Origin of the sequence: Pseudomonas sp. NPDC089741, assembly GCF_044748825.1 — a bacterium.
Taxonomy (GTDB): Bacteria; Pseudomonadota; Gammaproteobacteria; order Pseudomonadales; family Pseudomonadaceae; genus Aquipseudomonas; species Aquipseudomonas helmanticensis.
The window spans coordinates 1-17,597 of sequence record NZ_JBIVGT010000031.1; the positions used below are offsets into that span (position 1 = coordinate 1).

The following is a 17,597-nucleotide window of genomic DNA, read 5'->3' on the forward strand; positions in this document are numbered from 1 at the left end:
GCTCTGGAACTGATCCTCCCCCGGACGTCGCGCGTCTTCCATGCGCGCCGCTTCCGGTGGCAGTACTTCTTCGATGCCATCTGGCAGCAGCCAGCGGTCTACCGTTGCCATTACGCCATTCCCCTTTGATCCGGGCGGCCAGCCTGCGGGCGAGCCTTGAGTGAAGCAGAAAATGACCGACCCGTTCAAAACGCACGCGCATGAACGACGCGGCGAAAGGCCTGTTACCGGCTTCGCCCATCACTTTCCTCGAAATACTCTCGGGCCATTCAACCCGATGCCTGCAACAAAAAACAGCAATCAAACGTGCAGACGCAAAAAAGCCGGGAATTTCCCGGCTGCCGCATCATACACACGTTTTCCCAAAGGATCACCCCGCCCGAGGTTTTAGCCGCCGGGCGGAATGATTCAGGTCAACGTCGTATCAAGGCTTGGACTTTTCCAGGTAACGGAAGAAGTCGCTGCTTGGGTCGAGGACCAGGACGTCGGATTTGTTCGCGAAGCTTTCACGGTAGGCGCGCAGGCTACGGTAGAAACCGTAGAACTCCTGATCCTGACCATAAGCCTTGGAGTAGATCGCAGCGGCCTGGGCATCACCATCACCGCGAACCTCTTCGGATTCACGATAGGCTTCAGCCAGCAACACGCGGCGTTGACGGTCGGCGTCGGCACGGATGCCTTCAGCCAGCTCGTTACCCTTGGCGCGGTGCTCGCGAGCTTCACGCTCACGCTCGGTGCTCATACGTTCGAACACGCTGCGGTTCACTTCTTTCGGCAGATCGATGGCCTTGACCCGGACATCGACGACTTCGATACCCAGCTCTTTTTCCGCCATCTTGTTCAGCGACGCGGTGATGTCAGCCATCAGCGCATCACGCTCACCCGACACCACTTCGTGCAGGGTGCGCTTGCCGAACTGGTCACGCAGGCCGGATTCCAGACGACGGGACAGACGCTCGTCGGCGATTTGCTTGAGGCCGGAAGTCGCGGTGTAGAAGCGCTCGGCATCTTTCACGCGCCACTTGGCGTAGGCATCGACCATCACGGCTTTCTTTTCCAGGGTCAGGAAGCGCTGCGTCGGTGCATCGAGCGTCATCAGACGTGCGTCGAATTTACGCACCTGGTTAACGTAAGGCACTTTCACATGCAAGCCTGGCTGAACATCGGCCTGAACCACACGACCGAATTGCAGCAGCACCGCACGCTCGGTCTGAGCGACGATGTAGAAGCAGTTCCAGCCGACCAATACCACAACGACGCCAACGATCAGGGCGATCAGCGATTTATTGCTCATCAGCGGGTCTCCCTTGTGCGCGACTGCGGCAGGTCAGTGACGTGCGGCGTGACATCCGTGTTGTTGCCAGCGGCGGCCGAACCGGTCACCGGCCCACTGCTACCCGGATTGTTCTGGATCATTTTGTCCAACGGCAAGTACAACAGGTTGCTCTGGCCGTTCTTGTTGCCGGTCACGAGTACTTTGCTGGTGTTGCTGAAGACTTCCTGCATGGTGTCGAGGTACAGACGCTGGCGGGTCACTTCAGGTGCCTTGCGATACTCGGCGACCAGTTTGGTGAAGCGGTCGGCCTCACCCTTGGCGCGCGAGACCGTCTCGTCACGGTAGCCGTTGGCATCTTCGAGGATGCGCTGGGCCTGACCACGGGCTTCCGGCACGACGCCGTTGGCGTAGGTTTCAGCCTGGTTGCGCGAACGCTGCTCGTCTTCACGGGCGCGGATCACGTCATCGAAGGCTTCCTGTACTTCACGCGGTGCGGCTGCGCTCTGTACGTTGACCTGAGTGACGGTGATACCGGTGCGATAGGTATCGAGGAAACGTTGCAGACGCTCCTTGATTTCGCTGGCCATCAATTCACGACCTTCGGTCAGCACCTGGTCCATGGCGGTCGAACCCACCACGTGGCGCAGGGCGCTGTCGGTCGCATGCTGCAGGCTGATTTCCGGCTGATCGACGTTCAGCACGAAATCCTGCAGGTTGCTGATCTTGTACTGCACGGTCAGCGGCACTTCGACGATGTTCTCGTCTTCGGTCAGCATCTGGCCCTGCTTGGTGTACGCACGCTCACGCGTTACGTTTTCCATGTACTTCTTGTCGATCGGCGGGAAGTAGATGTTCAGACCCGGGCCAACGGTTTCGTAGTACTTGCCGAAGCGCAGCACCACGGCTTGCTCCTGCTCGTCGACCACGTAGACCGCGCTGTACAGCCAGACGGCCGCCAGCACGACGAGGCCGATGCCGAGCAGACCGCCGAAGCCGCCACTGCTCTTGCCCGAACCACCGCCGTCATCACCACGTTTCTTACCACCACCGAACAACCCGTTCAGGCTTTCCTGCAGCTTTCGGAAGGCCTCGTCGAGATCTGGTGGCCCCTTGCGGTCGCCGTTATTGCGGCGTTTGCCACCCCAAGGATCCTGATTATTCGAGTTGCCACCCGGCTCATTCCAAGCCATAGCGCTCTCCATCTGATAAAGCAAAGACGCACCCACGGCGCGCCGACCAATGCTACAGAATGCCTGCCGTTACGGCACAACCGCTTTTTCAGGCTTTTATTGCAAAGTGTGTTGCTCGATGAATTCCATCGGCTGCAATCCTTCGCGGCTTACCAGTCGATTCAACTCGACACGGGGCAAACGAACGGCCAGCAAACTGATGCCTTCTTCGTCGTGTTCTTCTTTCTGCACCGCACCGAGCTCGAAGAACTGCGCACGCAGTCGAGCGAATCGTTGCGGCAAGCGCAAGGTACCGATGAACAAATCACTGCCAAGTAACTCGGCAATCGCTTGTTCAAGCAGCTCCAGACCCGAACCATCACGCGCCGACAGCCAGACCCGCTGGGGCTTGCCGTTTTCGTCGCGCTGGATTTGTGGCTCAACGCCTTCAAGCAAATCGAGTTTGTTATAGACCTCGAGGATCGGCAAGTCCTGGGCGCCAATCTCGCCGAGCACCACCCTCACCTGTTCAATCTGCAACATGCGATCCGGTTCGGCCGCATCGATCACGTGCAACAGCAGGTCGGAATTGCTCGACTCTTCGAGCGTAGACCGAAATGCCTCGACCAGCTTGTGCGGCAAGTGCCGAATGAATCCCACCGTGTCGGCCAGGACAATCGGCCCCAGGTCGTCAATATCAAGACGGCGCAGGGTCGGGTCAAGCGTGGCGAACAACTGGTCAGCCGCGTACACGTCGGACTTCGTCACGTTGTTGAAGAGTGTGGATTTACCGGCGTTGGTATAGCCCACCAGAGACACGGTAGGGATATCCGCACGGGAGCGGCCACGTCGCGATTGCTCGCGCTGGCTGCGCACTTTCTCCAGTCGGCCCTTGATCTGGCGCAGACGCACGCGCAGCAAACGGCGGTCGGTTTCGAGCTGGGTTTCACCCGGGCCGCGCATACCGATACCACCACCCTGACGCTCAAGGTGAGTCCAGCCACGAACCAGCCGCGTGCTCATGTGGTCAAGCTGGGCCAGTTCTACCTGGAGCTTGCCTTCATGGGTACGGGCGCGCTGGGCGAAAATATCGAGAATCAGACCGGTACGGTCGATCACGCGACACTCGAAAACACGTTCGAGGTTACGTTCCTGACTGGGCGTGAGGATGTGATTGAAAATCACCAGATCGGCTTCTTCGGCTTTGACCAGGTCGCGCAACTCCTCGACCTTGCCGCTGCCAATCAGGAACTTGGCGGTAGGCCGATGACGCGGCACGTTAAAAAACGCAACGGTCTCGGCGCCCGCCGAATTAGCCAGTTCCTGAAACTCCTGCGGATCTTCGCGCGCCTCAGGGTCCTGTCCATCCAAGTGAACGAGGATGACCCGTTCACCACCACCGTGGCGCTCAAAGAACAAAGGAGACTCCTATCAGGCGTTACCTGGCTCAGCGTCACCTGCTTCGGATTCGGTTGCGCTAGGCAGACGAATTGGACGCACTGGCACTACTGTCGAGATAGCGTGTTTGTAAACCATCTGGCTTACGGTGTTTTTCAGCAGGATCACGAACTGGTCGAACGACTCGATCGTGCCTTGCAGTTTGATACCGTTGACCAGGTAGATGGAAACCCCAACTTTCTCTTTACGTAAAGTATTCAAGTAAGGGTCTTGTAGCGAATGCCCTTTTGACATGTGCCGCACTCCTTTAAGGATTCAATAATAAAAAATAGGTAATTCAGATGGCTTTAGCCGCCACACCCCCAAGGATAGACGGCAATTGCAAGGACTCAGCTCAATATGGAGATGGTCCCAAGGTATTTCAAGGCGCGTGGCAGATTGTCGCAATCAAGACTGTCCAGCCAGTGTAAATCTTCCCAGCTGCGCAGCCAGGTGAACTGGCGTTTGGCCAACTGACGCGTGGCAATGATGCCGCGTTCCTGCATTTCAGCTAACGACAGCGTGCCATCCAGGTAATCCCAGACTTGGCGGTAGCCTACCGCACGTATAGACGGCAACCCCGAATGCAGGTCACTTCTTTTACGCAGGGCTACGACCTCGTCGATGAATCCCTGTTCCAACATATTTGTGAATCTTTGTTTAATGCGCTCGTGCAGTACCTGCCGATTTGCCGGAGCAATGGCCAAGTTCGCGACAGTATAGGGCAATTGTTGCAGTCCCGAAGCGGCTGCTTCAGTACTTTGCGCAGATTGTTGCTGGCGCAGGGCAGTCATGCTCTGACCGCTGACGCGATAAACTTCCAGCGCGCGACTCAAGCGTTGCGGATCGTTCGGGTGAATCCGCGCAGCAGATACCGGGTCGATGACCGCCAATTGATCGTGCAAGGCCTGCCAGCCAAGGCGTGCAGCTTCTTCTTCGATCTGCGCGCGGATCTCCGGATCGGCCGCTGGCATATCCGCGAGACCTTCGACCAAAGCCTTGTAATAGAGCATTGTGCCGCCGACCAGCAGCGGAATTTTTCCGCGCGCGGTGATCTCAGCCATGGCCTGCAAGGCATCGCGACGGAAATCCGCAGCCGAATAGGCTTCGGCCGGATCGAGAATATCGATCAGACGGTGCGGAAATTCGGCCAGCAGTTCTTTCGAAGGCTTGGCGGTGCCGATGTCCATGCCGCGATAGACCAGCGCCGAATCGACACTGATCAGCTCGCAGGGCAGCACTTTGGTCAGTTCGATGGCCAGGTCGGTCTTGCCCGCAGCGGTCGGGCCCATCAGGAAAATCGCTGGAGGGAGCTGGTTCATCAACGACCGCGCAGGAACAGTTTGTCGAGATCGTCCAGGCCCAGTTGGGTCCAGGTCGGTCGGCCATGGTTGCATTGACCGCTGCGCTCGGTGTTTTCCATGTCACGCAGCAGGCCGTTCATTTCCGGCAGGGCCAAGCGCCGGTTGGCGCGGATCGCGCCGTGGCAGGCCATGGTGCCGAGCAATTCGTTGAGGTGCGCTTGAATGCGGTCGCTGGTACCGTATTCCATCAGGTCCGACAGCACGTCGCCGACCAGACGGTTGGCTTCAGCCTGCTTCAACAAGGCCGGAATCTGCCGGATCGCCAAGGTCTCCGGGCCCAGACGCTGCAATTCGAAGCCCAGGCGCTGGAACCATGCCGCGTGCTCTTCAGCACAATCGGCTTCGCGCTGACTGACCGCCAGCGACTCCGGGACCAGCAACGGCTGGCCGCTCAAGCCTTCGCTGGCCATGGCGATTTTCAGGCGTTCGTACATGATCCGCTCGTGGGCGGCGTGCATGTCCACCAGCACCAGGCCTTGGGCATTCTCGGACAGAATATAGATGCCCTTGAGTTGCGCCAGTGCGTAACCGAGCGGGGGAATGTCTTCCTGCCCGGCCGGCAGCGCATTGGCATTGGCCTCAGGCAGCGGTGCGAAAAACTCGCGATACGCAGCCTGAGCCTCGGCAGCCGGCGGCATCGCCGATTGCGGACGCGGTGTGTATTGATACTGATAAGCGCCACCGGCACTGGCGCCGGACGCGGTATTGAACGCCGGTTGCGCCTGCGGCTGCTCCAGCAAAGCGTTGGCCGCCAGACGCATTTCACCTTGCGGACCGAATTCACCGGCATCAAGGCCGGTCGGGCGGACGATGGCAGTGGTCACCGAGCCGGCCAACTGATCTTCCGGACGCACATCGCCCAATGCGCGGTGCAGCGTGCCATAAAGGAAGTCATGCACCATGCGCCCGTCACGGAAGCGCACTTCGTGTTTGGTCGGATGCACGTTGACGTCGACGGCTGCCGGATCCACTTCAAAAAACAGCGCAAAGGTCGGATGACGACCGTTGAACAGCACGTCGCGATAGGCCTGACGCACGGCGTGAGCGACCAGTTTGTCGCGCACCGCCCGGCCATTCACGAAGAAATACTGCAAATCCGCCTGGCTGCGGTTGAAGGTCGGCAAACCGACCCAGCCCCACAGGTGCAAACCGTTGCGCTCGATCTCGATCGGCAACGCCTGCTCGAGGAAACCCGAACCGCAAATCGCCGCCACACGCCGGGCGCGGGCCGCATCATCGTGGGCCTCGTGCAGGCTGAGGATGGTTTTGCCGTTGTGGCGCAGATGGAACGCGACGTCGAAACGCGCCAGCGCCAGACGCTTGATCACTTCTTGCAGGTGATCGAATTCGGTTTTTTCGGTCTTGAGGAATTTGCGCCGCGCCGGGGTGTTGAAGAACAGGTCGCGAACTTCCACCGAAGTGCCGACCGGGTGCGCCGCCGGTTGTACCCGAGGGGCCATGTCGCGGCCTTCGGTTTCAACCTGCCAGGCTTGATCGGCATCGCGGGTGCGCGAAGTCAGGGTCAGGCGCGCCACAGAACTGATCGACGCCAGTGCCTCACCGCGGAAACCGAGGCTCATCACTTGTTCAAGATCTTCGAGGTTGCGGATCTTGCTGGTGGCGTGACGGGCCAGCGCCAGCGGCAGGTCATCGGCGGAAATACCGCTGCCATCGTCGCGTACACGCAGCAGCTTGACGCCGCCCTGCTCAACGTCGACATCGATACGCTTGGCACCGGAGTCGAGGCTGTTTTCCAGCAACTCCTTGATCACCGAGGCCGGGCGTTCGACCACCTCACCGGCGGCAATCTGGTTCGCCAGCCGTGGGCTGAGCAGTTCGATGCGCGCGGCAGCGTTCAGCACTTCGTTCATTCTTTGGACGCCAGTTCGGTGCCAGGAATGGTCAGGTGCTGGCCGACTTTCAACTCATCGCTTTTCAGGTTGTTCGCGCTGCGCAATGTGGCCGGCGACACCTGATAGCGCACGCCGATCATCGCCAGCGTTTCACCCGGGCCGACGCGGTGATCGCGCGGGCCTTGGGCGATTTTGCCGGAATCACGCAGCCAGGCGATGTAGGTGCCCGGTGGCGGATTCTGCTGGAAGAACTGACGCACGCCGCTGCTGATCGAACGCGCCAGCGCTTGCTGGTGGCTCGATGCCGAGAGCTTGTTGGCTTCGTTGGCGTTGGAGATGAACCCGGTTTCGACCAGGATCGACGGAATATCCGGCGACTTCAGCACCATGAACCCGGCCTGTTCCACGCGCTGTTTGTGCAGCGGCGTAACGCGACCGATGTTGGTCAGGACCTTCTGGCCGACGTTGAGGCTGGAAGTCAGCGACGCGGTCATCGACAGATCGAGCAGCACGCCGGCGAGCATGCGGTCCTTGTCGTCGAGGCTGACGTTGCCGGCACCACCGATCAAGTCAGAACGGTTTTCGCTGTCGGCCAGCCAACGCGCGGTCTCCGAAGTGGCGCCACGATCAGACAAGGCAAACACCGATGCACCGAAGGCTGCGGCGGATGGCGCGGCGTCGGCGTGGATCGAGACGAACAGGTCGGCGCCCTTCTTGCGGGCAATTTCGGTACGGCCGCGTAACGGGATGAAATAGTCGCCGGTACGGGTCAGTTCGGCGCGGAAGCCTTTCATGCCGTTGACCTGACGCTGCAATTCGCGGGCGATCTGCAACACCACGTCTTTCTCACGCTGGCCGCGCGAGCCGGACGCACCAGGGTCTTCGCCACCGTGGCCGGCGTCGATCACCACGACAATGTCGCGCTTGCCGGCCGGTGCTGGCGGCAGCTTGATTGCAGGTTCTGTCGGCGTCACCGGGACTGCCGGCAGGGTTGCCACCTGTGGCGTTGGTGTTGGCGCAGGTGGCGGCGCGGCGTCGGCCGGGTTGTCGAACAGATCGACCACCAGACGGTTGCCGTACTGCGCATTAGGCGCCAGCGAGAAGCTTTTCGGGGTGACGGCTTTCTTCAGGTCGATGACCACCCGCAGGTCGGTCGGCGTACGCTGGGCCGAGCGCATCGCAGTGATCGGCGTGTTTGCGGTCGGCACATTCAGTGGCGCACCGAGGGTGGCGCCATTGATGTCGATCACCAGCCGATCCGGAGCGGTCAGGGTAAAAACGCTGTGCTGCACCGGGCCGCTGAGGTCGAAGACCAGTCGCGTGTTATCCGGCGCCCGCCACAGGCGCACGCTGTTGACCTTTGAATCGGCCACAGCGTTGACGGTTACTGCCATCAACATCAGTCCAGCGGCAGCCACCAACGCGCGAAAGCGCATACCTAACCCCATCATTTAATTGGATTCCAATGCCAAAGCGGCACACCAGGCCTCGCCACGCGAGCCCTGGGATAAAATTTTCAGCGAACGCCCGCTGTCTTGCGGGCTAATGGTAATGGTCAGGTCGGGCTTTGGCAAAAAGCCTGCACCTTTATCGGGCCATTCGATCAGGCACAGGGCATCGTCGTCGAAGTAGTCGCGGATGCCGAGAAACTCCAGTTCTTCCGGATCGACCAAGCGATACAGATCAAAGTGGAAAGCGCGGATGTCACCGATTTCGTAGGGCTCGACCAACGTGAAGGTCGGACTTTTTACCGCGCCAACATGGCCCAACTCGCGAATGATGCCCCGCGACAGGGTGGTTTTGCCCATTCCCAGGTTGCCTTCGAGGAAAATCAGGCCATGGCCCTGGGTCACGCGGGCGATCCGTGCGCCAAAGTCGCTCATCGCCTGTTCATCGGCCAGGTACAGGGTTACTTCAGACACGGTGCTTGCTCCTCCAACAACTGACGAATGGCTGGAATCAGATCACTGGCCGCCAGCCCACGGCCGAATTTTCCTTGTTGCATGCCCGCATTGGCGTGCAGCCAGACCGCCAGGCAGGCGGCATCGAAACCGTCCATGCCTTGCGCCAGCAGCGCGCCGGTCAAGCCGGCCAGTACATCACCGAGACCCGCCGTCGCCATGGCCGGATGACCTTGGTGACACAACGCCAAACGGCCGTCGGGATGAGCGATCAGGCTACCGGCGCCCTTGAGCACCACCACCGCTGTATATTTTTTGCTCAATGCCAGCGCCGCCGCCGGGCGATCAGCCTGCACCTCGGCAGTACCGATCCCCAGCAACCGCGCCGCCTCGCCCGGATGCGGCGTGATCACACAATCCTTCGGCAGATCGACGAAACCGCTTGCGAGCAAATTCAGTGCATCGGCGTCCCATACCTGCGGCAATGCCGCATTGGCTGCCGCCGACAGTAACGCACGGCCCCAACTGGCCTGACCAAGACCGGGACCGACGACCAATACCGACACCTTTTCCAGCAGTCCCATCAATTGATTGGCCGACGATGTACCCAGCGCCATGGCTTCCGGGACTCGGGTCAACGCTGCCGGGACGTGCTCAGGGCGGGTCGCCAGCGAAACCATGCCCGCGCCGCTGCGCAAAGCGGTTTCAGTGCTGAGCAGAATCGCGCCGCCAAAACCGTGATCGCCACCGATCAGCAGCACATGACCGAAGTGGCCCTTGTGCGCAGCCGAGGCACGCGCCGCCAGCCTCGGAAGATTAGCCGGGCTGAGCCGTCGGGCGATCACGGGAATGTCACGATAGATGTCGGCGCTGGCTTGCAGATCATTAAACAGTAACGAGCCGACGTGGTCCGCCGCGTCGCCGGTGAACTGGCCGATTTTCAGTCCGATGAAGGTCACCGTCAGATCGGCCTGCACAGCAACGCCCAGCACATGCCCGGTATCGGCACACAACCCGGAAGGAATATCGACGGCCGTCACCGGCAAACCGCTGGCGTTGATAGCCTTGATCGCCGACAGGTAGGGTTCGCGCACATCACCGCTCAGACCGGTACCGAGCAAAACATCAAGGATGACCCCGCGCAGTTCGCTCCGGGCTTGCCAGCCTTGCACCGCAACACCTTCGGCCACAGCTTCGGCATGGGCTTGCGCCGCATCGCCCTGCAAACGTTGAGGCTCGCCAACCGCCAAAACCTGCACCTGCCAGCCGGCCCGCTGCGCCATCGCCGCAACCAGATAACCGTCACCGGCATTGTTGCCATGCCCGGCCAGCACGGTCAGCTCAGTCGCCGCCGGCCAACGCCGCACCAGCGCTCGCCACGTCGCATGCGCGGCGCGCTGCATCAATTCGAAGCCCGGCGTGCCGGCGGCAATCAGCCGTGCATCGAGCTCGCGCACCTGTGCAGCGCCATACAGCGCGTCGGGTAATTGATCTTTCGTGTGCGGCATGCGTCTTCAGGCTCCGATGTCTGGCAGAATTATACGCACCTCAGCTCCGGTTTCTCTCGCCTCATGTCCGCCATTACCACAGACCTGCCCGCCCTCGCCCAATCGATCAAGGATTGGGGCCGCGAGCTGGGCTTTCAACAAGTCGGCATCAGCGGTCTGGATCTCGCCGAACATGAGCAGCATCTTGCGCGCTGGCTTGAGGCCGGCTACCACGGCGAAATGGATTACATGGGCGCCCACGGCAGCAAACGCTCGCACCCGGAAGAACTGGTGCCGGGCACTTTGCGCGTGGTCTCGCTGCGCATGGACTACCTGCCCGGCGACACACAAATGGCACAAATGCTCGCGCAACCGGAAAAAGCTTACGTGTCGCGTTATGCCTTGGGTCGCGATTACCACAAATTGATCCGTAAACGCGTGCAACAATTGGCCGACAAGATTCAATCCGAGATCGGCCCCTTCGGTTTTCGTGCGTTTGTCGACAGCGCGCCGGTACTGGAAAAAGCCATCGCCGAGCAGGCCGGGTTGGGCTGGATCGGCAAAAACACTCTGGTGTTGAACCGCAAGGCCGGCAGTTATTTTTTTCTCAGTGAGTTGTTCGTCGATCTGCCGTTGCCGGTCGACGAGCCACACAGCACTGAACACTGCGGCCGCTGCACCGCCTGCCTCGACATTTGTCCGACCAATGCCTTTGTCGGCCCCTATGTGCTGGACGCGCGACGCTGCATTTCGTACCTGACCATCGAACTGAAAAATGCCATCCCCGAAGATTTGCGCCCGCTGATCGGCAACCGGGTGTTCGGCTGCGATGACTGCCAGATTTGCTGTCCGTGGAACCGCTTCGCCAAACCCTCTGGCGAAAGCGACTTCAAGCCACGGCACAATCTAGACAACGCTGAACTGGCCGAGCTGTTTTTGTGGGATGAGGACAAGTTTCTCAGCAGCACCGAAGGCTCGCCGCTGCGCCGCGCCGGGTATGAGCGCTGGTTACGCAATCTGGCGGTGGGACTGGGTAACGCGCCGTCGAGCATTCCGGTGCTGGAAGCGTTGAAAGCGCGGCGGGACTATCCGTCGGAGCTGGTGCAAGAACACGTCGAATGGGCCCTGAAACAACACGGAATCGCGTAACACCCCTGGAGCTGCCGCAGGCTGCGATCTTTTGATCTTGAAACAACGTCAAAAGATCGCAGCCTGCGGCAGCTCCTACATGGGATATTGCGTTACGGCTGATCGTTATAGACGAACTTCGGCATTTCCCAGTGAAAACGGATCGCCAGCAAGCGCAGCAGGAAGCCGCCAAACAGAGTGATCAAAATCGCCTGCTCGCCCGGCACGTTCAGATACAGACACAGCATGTAGCACCACGCCGCCGCGAACGAGACGCTGGCATACAGTTCCCGGCGGAAGATCAGCGGGATGTCGTTGCAGAAGATGTCGCGCAGGATGCCGCCGAAGACCCCGGTGATGACGCCGCTGACCGAGGCCACCAGCATGCCGTGGCCCATTTCCAGTGCAGTCATGCAGCCGATCAGGGTGAAGGCCACCAGGCCGACCGCGTCGAGCACCAGAAACAGTGAGCGCAGGTGACGCATCCAGCGTGCCGTGAACACGGTGAACATCGCGGCGACCGAGGTCAGCACCAGGTATTCCGGGTGTTTGACCCACGTCAGCGGATAATGCCCAAGCAGCACATCGCGCACCGAACCGCCGCCCAACGCCGTGACGCAGGCGATCAGCACCACGCCAAACCAGTCCATGCCACGACGGCCGGCAGACAGCGCGCCGGTCATGGCTTCAGCGGTGATGGCGACGAGATAGAGCATCAGCAACATGGTGGCGATCCAGGCAAGAAGGCGCGCAGTCTAGCCATTTCGCGGCGGCACCAAAAGAGGGCGTCGCAGCAAACACAAAACCCTGTAGGAGCTGCCGCAGGCTGCGATCTTTTGATCTTTGTTTTAAACCTGAAAATCAAGATCAAAAGATCGCAGCCTTCGGCAGCTCCTACCGGGATCGCATCAGAATTTGATGAAGTGCTTGCGGTAGTGCTGCAGCTCGGCGATCGATTCGCGGATATCGTCCAGCGCCAGGTGCGTGCTGCCCTTCTTGAAGCTGTCGCGTACGTCCGGTGCCCAGCGTGCCGCCAGTTCCTTGAGCGTGGAGACGTCGAGGTTGCGGTAGTGGAAGTAGCTTTCCAGCGCTTTCATGTGGGTATAAAGGAAGCGGCGATCCTGGCAGATGCTGTTGCCGCAGATCGGCGACTTGCCCTTCGGCACCCACTTTTCCAGGAAGGCGATGGTTTCGGCTTCGGCTTCGGCCATGCTGATGCGGCTATCGCGCACGCGCTGGGTCAGGCCGGAATTACCGTGGGTGCGAGTGTTCCATTCGTCCATGCGCGCGAGAACTTCGTCGCTGTGGTGGATAGCGATCACCGGGCCTTCGGCCAGCGTGTTGAGGTCGCTGTCGGTGACGATGGTGGCCATTTCGATGATGACATCGTTGTCCGGGTCCAGACCGGTCATTTCCAGGTCGATCCAGATCAGATTCTGCGGGTTTTGCATATTTCGGCTCCTAGGCAATGCTGCGCAGTTTAGCCTAGGCCAGTGGCCGGGCGTGCTAAACTCGCGACCGTTTTACCTAATCGCTGCATTCTTCAGACGGAACACCCATGGCCAAACGCCAACTCAATCGTCGTCAAAACTGGCGCATCGAAAAGATTCAGGGCGAGCGCGCAGCACGCGCCGCCAAACGCGAGTCCTCGGCTGTCGAAGCCCTGGAGGGTGGCGACCTGGGCCCGGAACAGACCGGCCTGGTGATCGCCCACTTCGGTGTGCAAGTCGAGGTCGAGGCCACTGATGGCGATCAGGCCGGCCAGGTATTCCGTTGCCACCTGCGCGCCAACCTGCCAGCCCTGGTGACCGGCGACACGGTCGTCTGGCGTGCCGGCAACCAAGGCATCGGTGTGATCGTCGCGCAATTGCCGCGCACCACCGAACTCTGCCGCCCGGACAGCCGTGGCCAGTTGAAACCGGTGGCGGCCAACGTCGACATGATCGTCATCGTCTTCGCCCCGCTGCCCGAGCCGCATGCCAACCTGATCGACCGCTATCTCGTCGCCGCTGAACACGCCGGCATTCGCCCGTTGCTGCTGCTGAACAAATTCGACCTGATCGACGAGCAGAACGCCCCGGCGCTCAACGCGCTGCTGGCGGTGTATCGCACGCTGGGTTATCCGGTGTTGGAAGTCTCGGCGCACCACGGCAACGGCATGGAACAACTGCAACAGCAGCTCGACGGGCGCATCAGCGTGTTCGTCGGCCAGTCCGGCGTCGGCAAGTCGTCGCTGGTCAACAGCCTGCTGCCAGAAGTTGAAACCCGCGTCGGGCCGTTGTCCGAGCTGTCCGGTCAGGGCACGCACACGACGACCACCGCGCGCCTGTTCCACTTCCCTGGCGGTGGCGAGTTGATCGACTCCCCGGGTATCCGTGAATTCGGCCTCGGCCACGTTAGCCGCGCCGACGTTGAAGCCGGTTTCATCGAGTTCGACGACCTGCTCGGCACTTGCCGTTTCCGCGACTGCAAGCACGACCGCGAGCCAGGCTGTGCACTGCTCAAGGCGCTGGAAGAAGGCCGCGTGCAGCAACAACGCATGAACAGCTACCGCTCGATCATCGCCAGCCTGCCTGAAAACGGCTATTAAACAGCTGCACCGGCGGCTCTCGCCCGAGGGCTGCCGGATGTCGGTCTGCATCTGACACAGCCCTGTCCTTTTTAAACATCAGGCTTTTCTGTAGGACTTCTGCACGCCTGATTGCAGGACATTTCTCTTTGTTCCTGCACACCTTGTCGGCGCGTTTCACAGGCCTACATTCAGTTCCTCTTCGCACTTTCGCGTCCTTGAGGATCTGCCATGCAAACCTACCATTTGTTCATCAGCCACTCGTGGAACTACTCCCACGCCCACGACAATCTGGTGCGCCTGCTCAGTGCCCACCCCGACTTCACTTATAAGAATTTTTCGGTGCCGACGCACAACCCGATCATGGGCGCACAGACCGACAAACAGCTTGAAGAAGCCATCGAAAACAAGATTCGTCCGTGCTCGGCGGTGCTGATCATGGCTGGCATGTACTCGACCTATAGCAAGTGGATCAACAAGGAAATCGAGATCGCCAAGCGCATGGGCAAGGTGATCATCGCGGTGAAACCGTTCGGCGCCGAGCGTATTTCCACGGTGGTGCGTAACGCCGCCCACGCCGAATGCGCGTGGAACACCAACAGCATCGTCGGCGCGATCCGCCTGCACACGGCGGCCTGAACATGCGCAAGGGACTGTTTATCGGCATCAACGACTACTCGCATATTTCGCGCCTGAGCGGTTGCAGCAATGACGCCATGGCCATGGCCTCGGTGCTGAAAACCGACGCCGACGGCGACCCAAACTTCAAGAACGTCGTGCTGACGTCCGCTGAGGATTACCTGAGCCGGGAGATGCTCGAAGATCAGATCCGCGAGCTGTTTTCCGGCGACTGCAACGTTGCGCTGTTGTATTTCGCCGGGCACGGCGGCTTCGACACCGACAATGACGAAGGCATGCTGCTGCCCCAGGATTATCGCAACGCCAAGGACGGTATCCGCATCAGCGACATCCTCAACTGGGCGAGCAAAGCCACGCGCATCAAGAACAAAGTGATCATCCTCGATTGCTGCCAAAGCGGCGCCGCCGGCGAGGTGCGCGCGTTGCGCAGTGAAAGCAGCGTGGTCGGCGAAGGCATGACCATTCTCACCGCTTGCAAAAAGGAAGAGCCGGCCATGGAAGGTGCGCAACACGGCGTGTTTACCGGGTTGCTGCTGCAGGCCTTGCACGGTGGCGCGGCGAACATCCTCGGCAAGATCACTCCCGGCAGCCTGTATTCCTTCGTCGACAACGCGCTCGACGCCTGGGAACAACGTCCGGTGTTCAAGACTAACGTCTCGCAATTCATTTCCCTGCGCGAAGTCTCGCCGCTGATCCCAAAAGAGATCCTGCGCAAACTGCCTGACTGGTTTGCCGAAGCCGAATCGACTTACCCGCTCGACCCGAGCTACGAGCCGACCGAAGCCAACTTCAACCCGGACCACGGCGAAATCTTCGCGCAACTGCAAAAGTGCAATCGCCACAGCCTGATCGAACCGGTCGACGCCGAGCACATGTACTACGCCGCCCTCCACTCCACCGGCTGCCGCCTCACCGCCCTTGGCGCCTACTACCGCGAACTCGCGCTCAAAGGACATTTCTGATACCTGTCTTCATCAGCTATCGCCATATGGATCGCCTGCATGCCGTGGCGATCAACAATCGCCTCAAGCAGGCCAACATCAAGACTTATCTGGATGTGCTGGACCCGGAGTCGCAGACCACCGACGACATCACCGGCGTGATCACGCGCAACATCACCGAATGCACGCACTTGCTCGCGGTGGTGTCGGAGAGGACTGCTTTGTCGTGGTGGGTGCCGTTCGAGATTGGTGAGGCGACGATTAGCAACCGGCGGATCTGCTCGTTCAAGACCGGGCCGGCGGAGCTGCCGTTATATCTGGATAAATGGCCGAAGTTGAGTACGGACAGAGATCTGGATTTCTTTATCGATGCTTATCGTGAGGAAGTGATGAACAAGCGTTCGGTGATGCTGGATTCGATGAGTGAGTCGATGAAGGGCACTTACAAGAGGAATGCCGAGCAGTTTCATGATCAGTTGAAGAGCAGGATTCGGCGGGGGTTTTGATGGTCGGTTTGACTTGAGAGCCCCTCACCCTAGCCCTCCCGAAACGTCGGACCGCCCGGAGGGAGAGGGACTGACCGTGGTGAATGTTCGAGGTACGCCGACCTGAATTCCTGAGTCGTACGCAGATTCTGAACAGCATGAAGATCGGCTCCCTTTCCCCCTCTACCCCTTGGGGGAGAGGGCTGGGGTGAGGGGGATGGATCTCAAGTCCCGCACAATAACCAAACCGACAGCCACAAAAAAGCCGACATCTCTGTCGGCTTTTTCGTCTTTTACTGCTTCGGCGCAGGAGCCGGCGCTGGCACCGCACTCCCCGGCACAGCCGGCTTCGGTGCGGCGTCATCGAACAGGTTCAATCGCTCGCGCAACTCATGCGCGGGCACCGGTTGCTGATCCGCTGGCAGTGCGTTCGGGTCGACCGGCGTCGCCGGAGCGCCGCCGTTCTGGCCTTGATCCGCCGGTTTCGCCGGATCGGCACCTTGCGAGCCTTCGATGGCAGCCTGGGCTTTCTTGGTCAGCACGACGATGTCGATACGACGGTTGACCGGGTTGAACGGGTTTTCCTTGTCGAACAGCGCCGACGAGGCATAACCGACGACCCGCGCCACTTGCGCATCCGGATAGCTACCGGCGACCAAGGCTCGACGGGCCGCGTTGGCACGGTTGGCCGAGAGTTCCCAGTTACCGAAATCGCCGGTGCCGGTGTACGGCTTGGCGTCGGTGTGGCCGCTGATGCTGATCTTGTTCGGCACCGCTTTGATGGTGTCGGCCATGGCCAGCAGGATGTCTTCGAAGTACGGCTTCAGGCGTGCAGAACCCGAGTCGAACATCGGCCGGTTCTCGGCGTCCATGATCTGGATGCGCAAGCCGTTCGGCGTGATCTCGAAGAGGATCTGATCCTTGAATTTCTGCAGTTGCGGGTTCTCGTCGACCTTGTTCTGCAGTTCTTGCAGGAGCAGTTCGAGGCGTTCCTTCTCGACCTGTTCGGCCATGCCTTCAACCTGCTCGGTGTCGACCGTGACCTTGTCCGGTTGCGGCTGCGACTTCACTTCCGGGTTGAGGGTGTTTTCCGGCGCCAGGGTCGGCGTGCCGCCCAGATCGATGATGTACGGCGTGCCGCTTTCGGAAAAGCCGACCGGGTCCTTGAAGTAACCGGCGATGGCGATCTTCTGCTCAGGTGTGGCGGTGGACAACAGCCACAACACCAGGAAGAACGCCATCATCGCCGTGGCGAAGTCGGCGAAGGCGATTTTCCACGCCCCGCCGTGATGCCCGCCGGCTATGCGCTTGACGCGCTTGATGATAATCGGCTGATTATTTTCCATGG

Annotated in this window: 18 protein-coding genes; 5 read left to right on the forward strand and 13 right to left on the reverse strand. The window is 60.3% G+C overall.

Annotated elements, in window-relative coordinates:
• From ACIPZE_RS22975 to ACIPZE_RS23020, 10 genes are all read right to left on the reverse strand, one after another.
• The coding region (locus tag ACIPZE_RS22975; RefSeq protein WP_400775545.1) for a hypothetical protein at window positions 1-111 on the reverse strand (111 nt) is incomplete at its 3' end.
• A gap of 313 nt (window positions 112-424) precedes the next feature.
• Window positions 425-1,294, reverse strand: a complete 870-nt coding sequence (gene hflC, locus ACIPZE_RS22980; protein WP_034151639.1) for a protease modulator HflC — start codon at window positions 1,292-1,294, stop codon at window positions 425-427.
• Complete coding sequence (gene hflK, locus ACIPZE_RS22985) at window positions 1,294-2,466, reverse strand: FtsH protease activity modulator HflK (RefSeq protein ID WP_400775476.1); 1,173 nt, start codon at window positions 2,464-2,466, stop codon at window positions 1,294-1,296. Before hflK ends, hflC begins: the two co-directional genes overlap by 1 nt.
• Before the next feature lie 96 nt (window positions 2,467-2,562).
• Window positions 2,563-3,864, reverse strand: coding sequence for a ribosome rescue GTPase HflX (gene hflX / locus ACIPZE_RS22990; protein ID WP_400775478.1), 1,302 nt, complete (start codon window positions 3,862-3,864; stop codon window positions 2,563-2,565).
• A gap of 12 nt (window positions 3,865-3,876) precedes the next feature.
• Window positions 3,877-4,137 carry an RNA chaperone Hfq gene (gene hfq, locus ACIPZE_RS22995; protein ID WP_007902656.1) on the reverse strand — a complete coding sequence of 87 codons (261 nt, stop codon included), beginning with the start codon at window positions 4,135-4,137 and terminating at the stop codon, window positions 3,877-3,879.
• A gap of 95 nt (window positions 4,138-4,232) precedes the next feature.
• Entirely contained in the window at window positions 4,233-5,204 is a 972-nt protein-coding gene (gene miaA / locus ACIPZE_RS23000; RefSeq protein ID WP_129388299.1) for a tRNA (adenosine(37)-N6)-dimethylallyltransferase MiaA, read from the reverse strand.
• On the reverse strand, window positions 5,204-7,105 hold the full coding sequence (gene mutL / locus ACIPZE_RS23005; protein ID WP_400775548.1) for a DNA mismatch repair endonuclease MutL: 1,902 nt from the start codon (window positions 7,103-7,105) through the stop codon (window positions 5,204-5,206). The genes miaA and mutL overlap by 1 nt, the downstream gene beginning before the upstream one ends.
• Window positions 7,106-7,113: 8 nt before the next feature.
• Window positions 7,114-8,499 (reverse strand): N-acetylmuramoyl-L-alanine amidase, encoded by a 1,386-nt coding sequence (locus tag ACIPZE_RS23010; RefSeq protein WP_400775550.1) that lies wholly within the window; start codon window positions 8,497-8,499, stop codon window positions 7,114-7,116.
• Window positions 8,500-8,550: 51 nt separating this feature from the next.
• Complete coding sequence (gene tsaE, locus ACIPZE_RS23015) at window positions 8,551-9,021, reverse strand: tRNA (adenosine(37)-N6)-threonylcarbamoyltransferase complex ATPase subunit type 1 TsaE (protein ID WP_283437909.1); 471 nt, start codon at window positions 9,019-9,021, stop codon at window positions 8,551-8,553.
• Window positions 9,009-10,508 carry an NAD(P)H-hydrate dehydratase gene (locus ACIPZE_RS23020; protein ID WP_400775484.1) on the reverse strand — a complete coding sequence of 500 codons (1,500 nt, stop codon included), beginning with the start codon at window positions 10,506-10,508 and terminating at the stop codon, window positions 9,009-9,011. The genes tsaE and ACIPZE_RS23020 overlap by 13 nt, the downstream gene beginning before the upstream one ends.
• Window positions 10,509-10,571: 63 nt before the next feature.
• Between ACIPZE_RS23020 and queG the strand changes: the two genes are divergently transcribed.
• The gene (gene queG, locus ACIPZE_RS23025; protein ID WP_400775487.1) at window positions 10,572-11,636 is read left to right on the forward strand and encodes a tRNA epoxyqueuosine(34) reductase QueG; all 1,065 of its coding nucleotides are present in this window, start codon (window positions 10,572-10,574) and stop codon (window positions 11,634-11,636) included.
• 92 nt (window positions 11,637-11,728) lie between these two features.
• Here the strand turns inward: queG and ACIPZE_RS23030 are convergent, their stop codons facing one another.
• Window positions 11,729-12,340 (reverse strand): trimeric intracellular cation channel family protein, encoded by a 612-nt coding sequence (locus tag ACIPZE_RS23030; RefSeq protein ID WP_129388284.1) that lies wholly within the window; start codon window positions 12,338-12,340, stop codon window positions 11,729-11,731.
• A 183-nt stretch (window positions 12,341-12,523) separates the two neighbouring features.
• A complete protein-coding gene (gene orn / locus ACIPZE_RS23035; RefSeq protein WP_053116764.1) occupies window positions 12,524-13,066 on the reverse strand; it encodes an oligoribonuclease in 543 nt (180 codons plus the stop codon).
• A 107-nt stretch (window positions 13,067-13,173) separates the two neighbouring features.
• Between orn and rsgA the strand changes: the two genes are divergently transcribed.
• The 4 genes from rsgA (at window position 13,174) to ACIPZE_RS23055 (ending at window position 16,270) form a co-directional block, all read left to right on the forward strand.
• The gene (rsgA, locus tag ACIPZE_RS23040; RefSeq protein WP_129388278.1) at window positions 13,174-14,205 is read left to right on the forward strand and encodes a small ribosomal subunit biogenesis GTPase RsgA; all 1,032 of its coding nucleotides are present in this window, start codon (window positions 13,174-13,176) and stop codon (window positions 14,203-14,205) included.
• Window positions 14,206-14,415: 210 nt separating this feature from the next.
• On the forward strand, window positions 14,416-14,823 hold the full coding sequence (locus ACIPZE_RS23045; RefSeq protein ID WP_283437911.1) for a TIR domain-containing protein: 408 nt from the start codon (window positions 14,416-14,418) through the stop codon (window positions 14,821-14,823).
• Between the two features lie 2 nt (window positions 14,824-14,825).
• Window positions 14,826-15,785, forward strand: coding sequence for a caspase domain-containing protein (locus tag ACIPZE_RS23050; protein ID WP_400775491.1), 960 nt, complete (start codon window positions 14,826-14,828; stop codon window positions 15,783-15,785).
• Window positions 15,785-16,270: a toll/interleukin-1 receptor domain-containing protein gene (locus ACIPZE_RS23055; protein ID WP_400775552.1), complete on the forward strand. Its 486-nt coding sequence runs from the start codon at window positions 15,785-15,787 to the stop codon at window positions 16,268-16,270. The genes ACIPZE_RS23050 and ACIPZE_RS23055 overlap by 1 nt, the downstream gene beginning before the upstream one ends.
• A 272-nt stretch (window positions 16,271-16,542) precedes the next feature.
• On the opposite strand, the gene motB is transcribed toward ACIPZE_RS23055, so the two are convergent.
• Window positions 16,543-17,595, reverse strand: coding sequence for a flagellar motor protein MotB (motB, locus tag ACIPZE_RS23060; RefSeq protein ID WP_400775493.1), 1,053 nt, complete (start codon window positions 17,593-17,595; stop codon window positions 16,543-16,545).
• Between the last annotated feature and the right edge of the window lie 2 nt (window positions 17,596-17,597).

What these genes read in the sequence shown, in the direction of transcription:
- ACIPZE_RS23050 (WP_400775491.1), top strand. Translation starts at nt 14,826, where the DNA reads ATGCGCAAGGGACTGTTTATCGGCATCAACGACTACTCGCATATTTCG.
- hflK (WP_400775476.1), bottom strand. Translation starts at nt 2,466, where the DNA reads ATGGCTTGGAATGAGCCGGGTGGCAACTCGAATAATCAGGATCCTTGG.
- motB (WP_400775493.1), bottom strand. Translation starts at nt 17,595, where the DNA reads ATGGAAAATAATCAGCCGATTATCATCAAGCGCGTCAAGCGCATAGCC.
- hflC (WP_034151639.1), bottom strand. Translation starts at nt 1,294, where the DNA reads ATGAGCAATAAATCGCTGATCGCCCTGATCGTTGGCGTCGTTGTGGTA.
- rsgA (WP_129388278.1), top strand. Translation starts at nt 13,174, where the DNA reads ATGGCCAAACGCCAACTCAATCGTCGTCAAAACTGGCGCATCGAAAAG.
- ACIPZE_RS23030 (WP_129388284.1), bottom strand. Translation starts at nt 12,340, where the DNA reads ATGTTGCTGATGCTCTATCTCGTCGCCATCACCGCTGAAGCCATGACC.
- miaA (WP_129388299.1), bottom strand. Translation starts at nt 5,204, where the DNA reads ATGAACCAGCTCCCTCCAGCGATTTTCCTGATGGGCCCGACCGCTGCG.
- hfq (WP_007902656.1), bottom strand. Translation starts at nt 4,137, where the DNA reads ATGTCAAAAGGGCATTCGCTACAAGACCCTTACTTGAATACTTTACGT.
- ACIPZE_RS23020 (WP_400775484.1), bottom strand. Translation starts at nt 10,508, where the DNA reads ATGCCGCACACGAAAGATCAATTACCCGACGCGCTGTATGGCGCTGCA.
- ACIPZE_RS23045 (WP_283437911.1), top strand. Translation starts at nt 14,416, where the DNA reads ATGCAAACCTACCATTTGTTCATCAGCCACTCGTGGAACTACTCCCAC.
- orn (WP_053116764.1), bottom strand. Translation starts at nt 13,066, where the DNA reads ATGCAAAACCCGCAGAATCTGATCTGGATCGACCTGGAAATGACCGGT.
- ACIPZE_RS23010 (WP_400775550.1), bottom strand. Translation starts at nt 8,499, where the DNA reads ATGTTGATGGCAGTAACCGTCAACGCTGTGGCCGATTCAAAGGTCAAC.
- queG (WP_400775487.1), top strand. Translation starts at nt 10,572, where the DNA reads ATGTCCGCCATTACCACAGACCTGCCCGCCCTCGCCCAATCGATCAAG.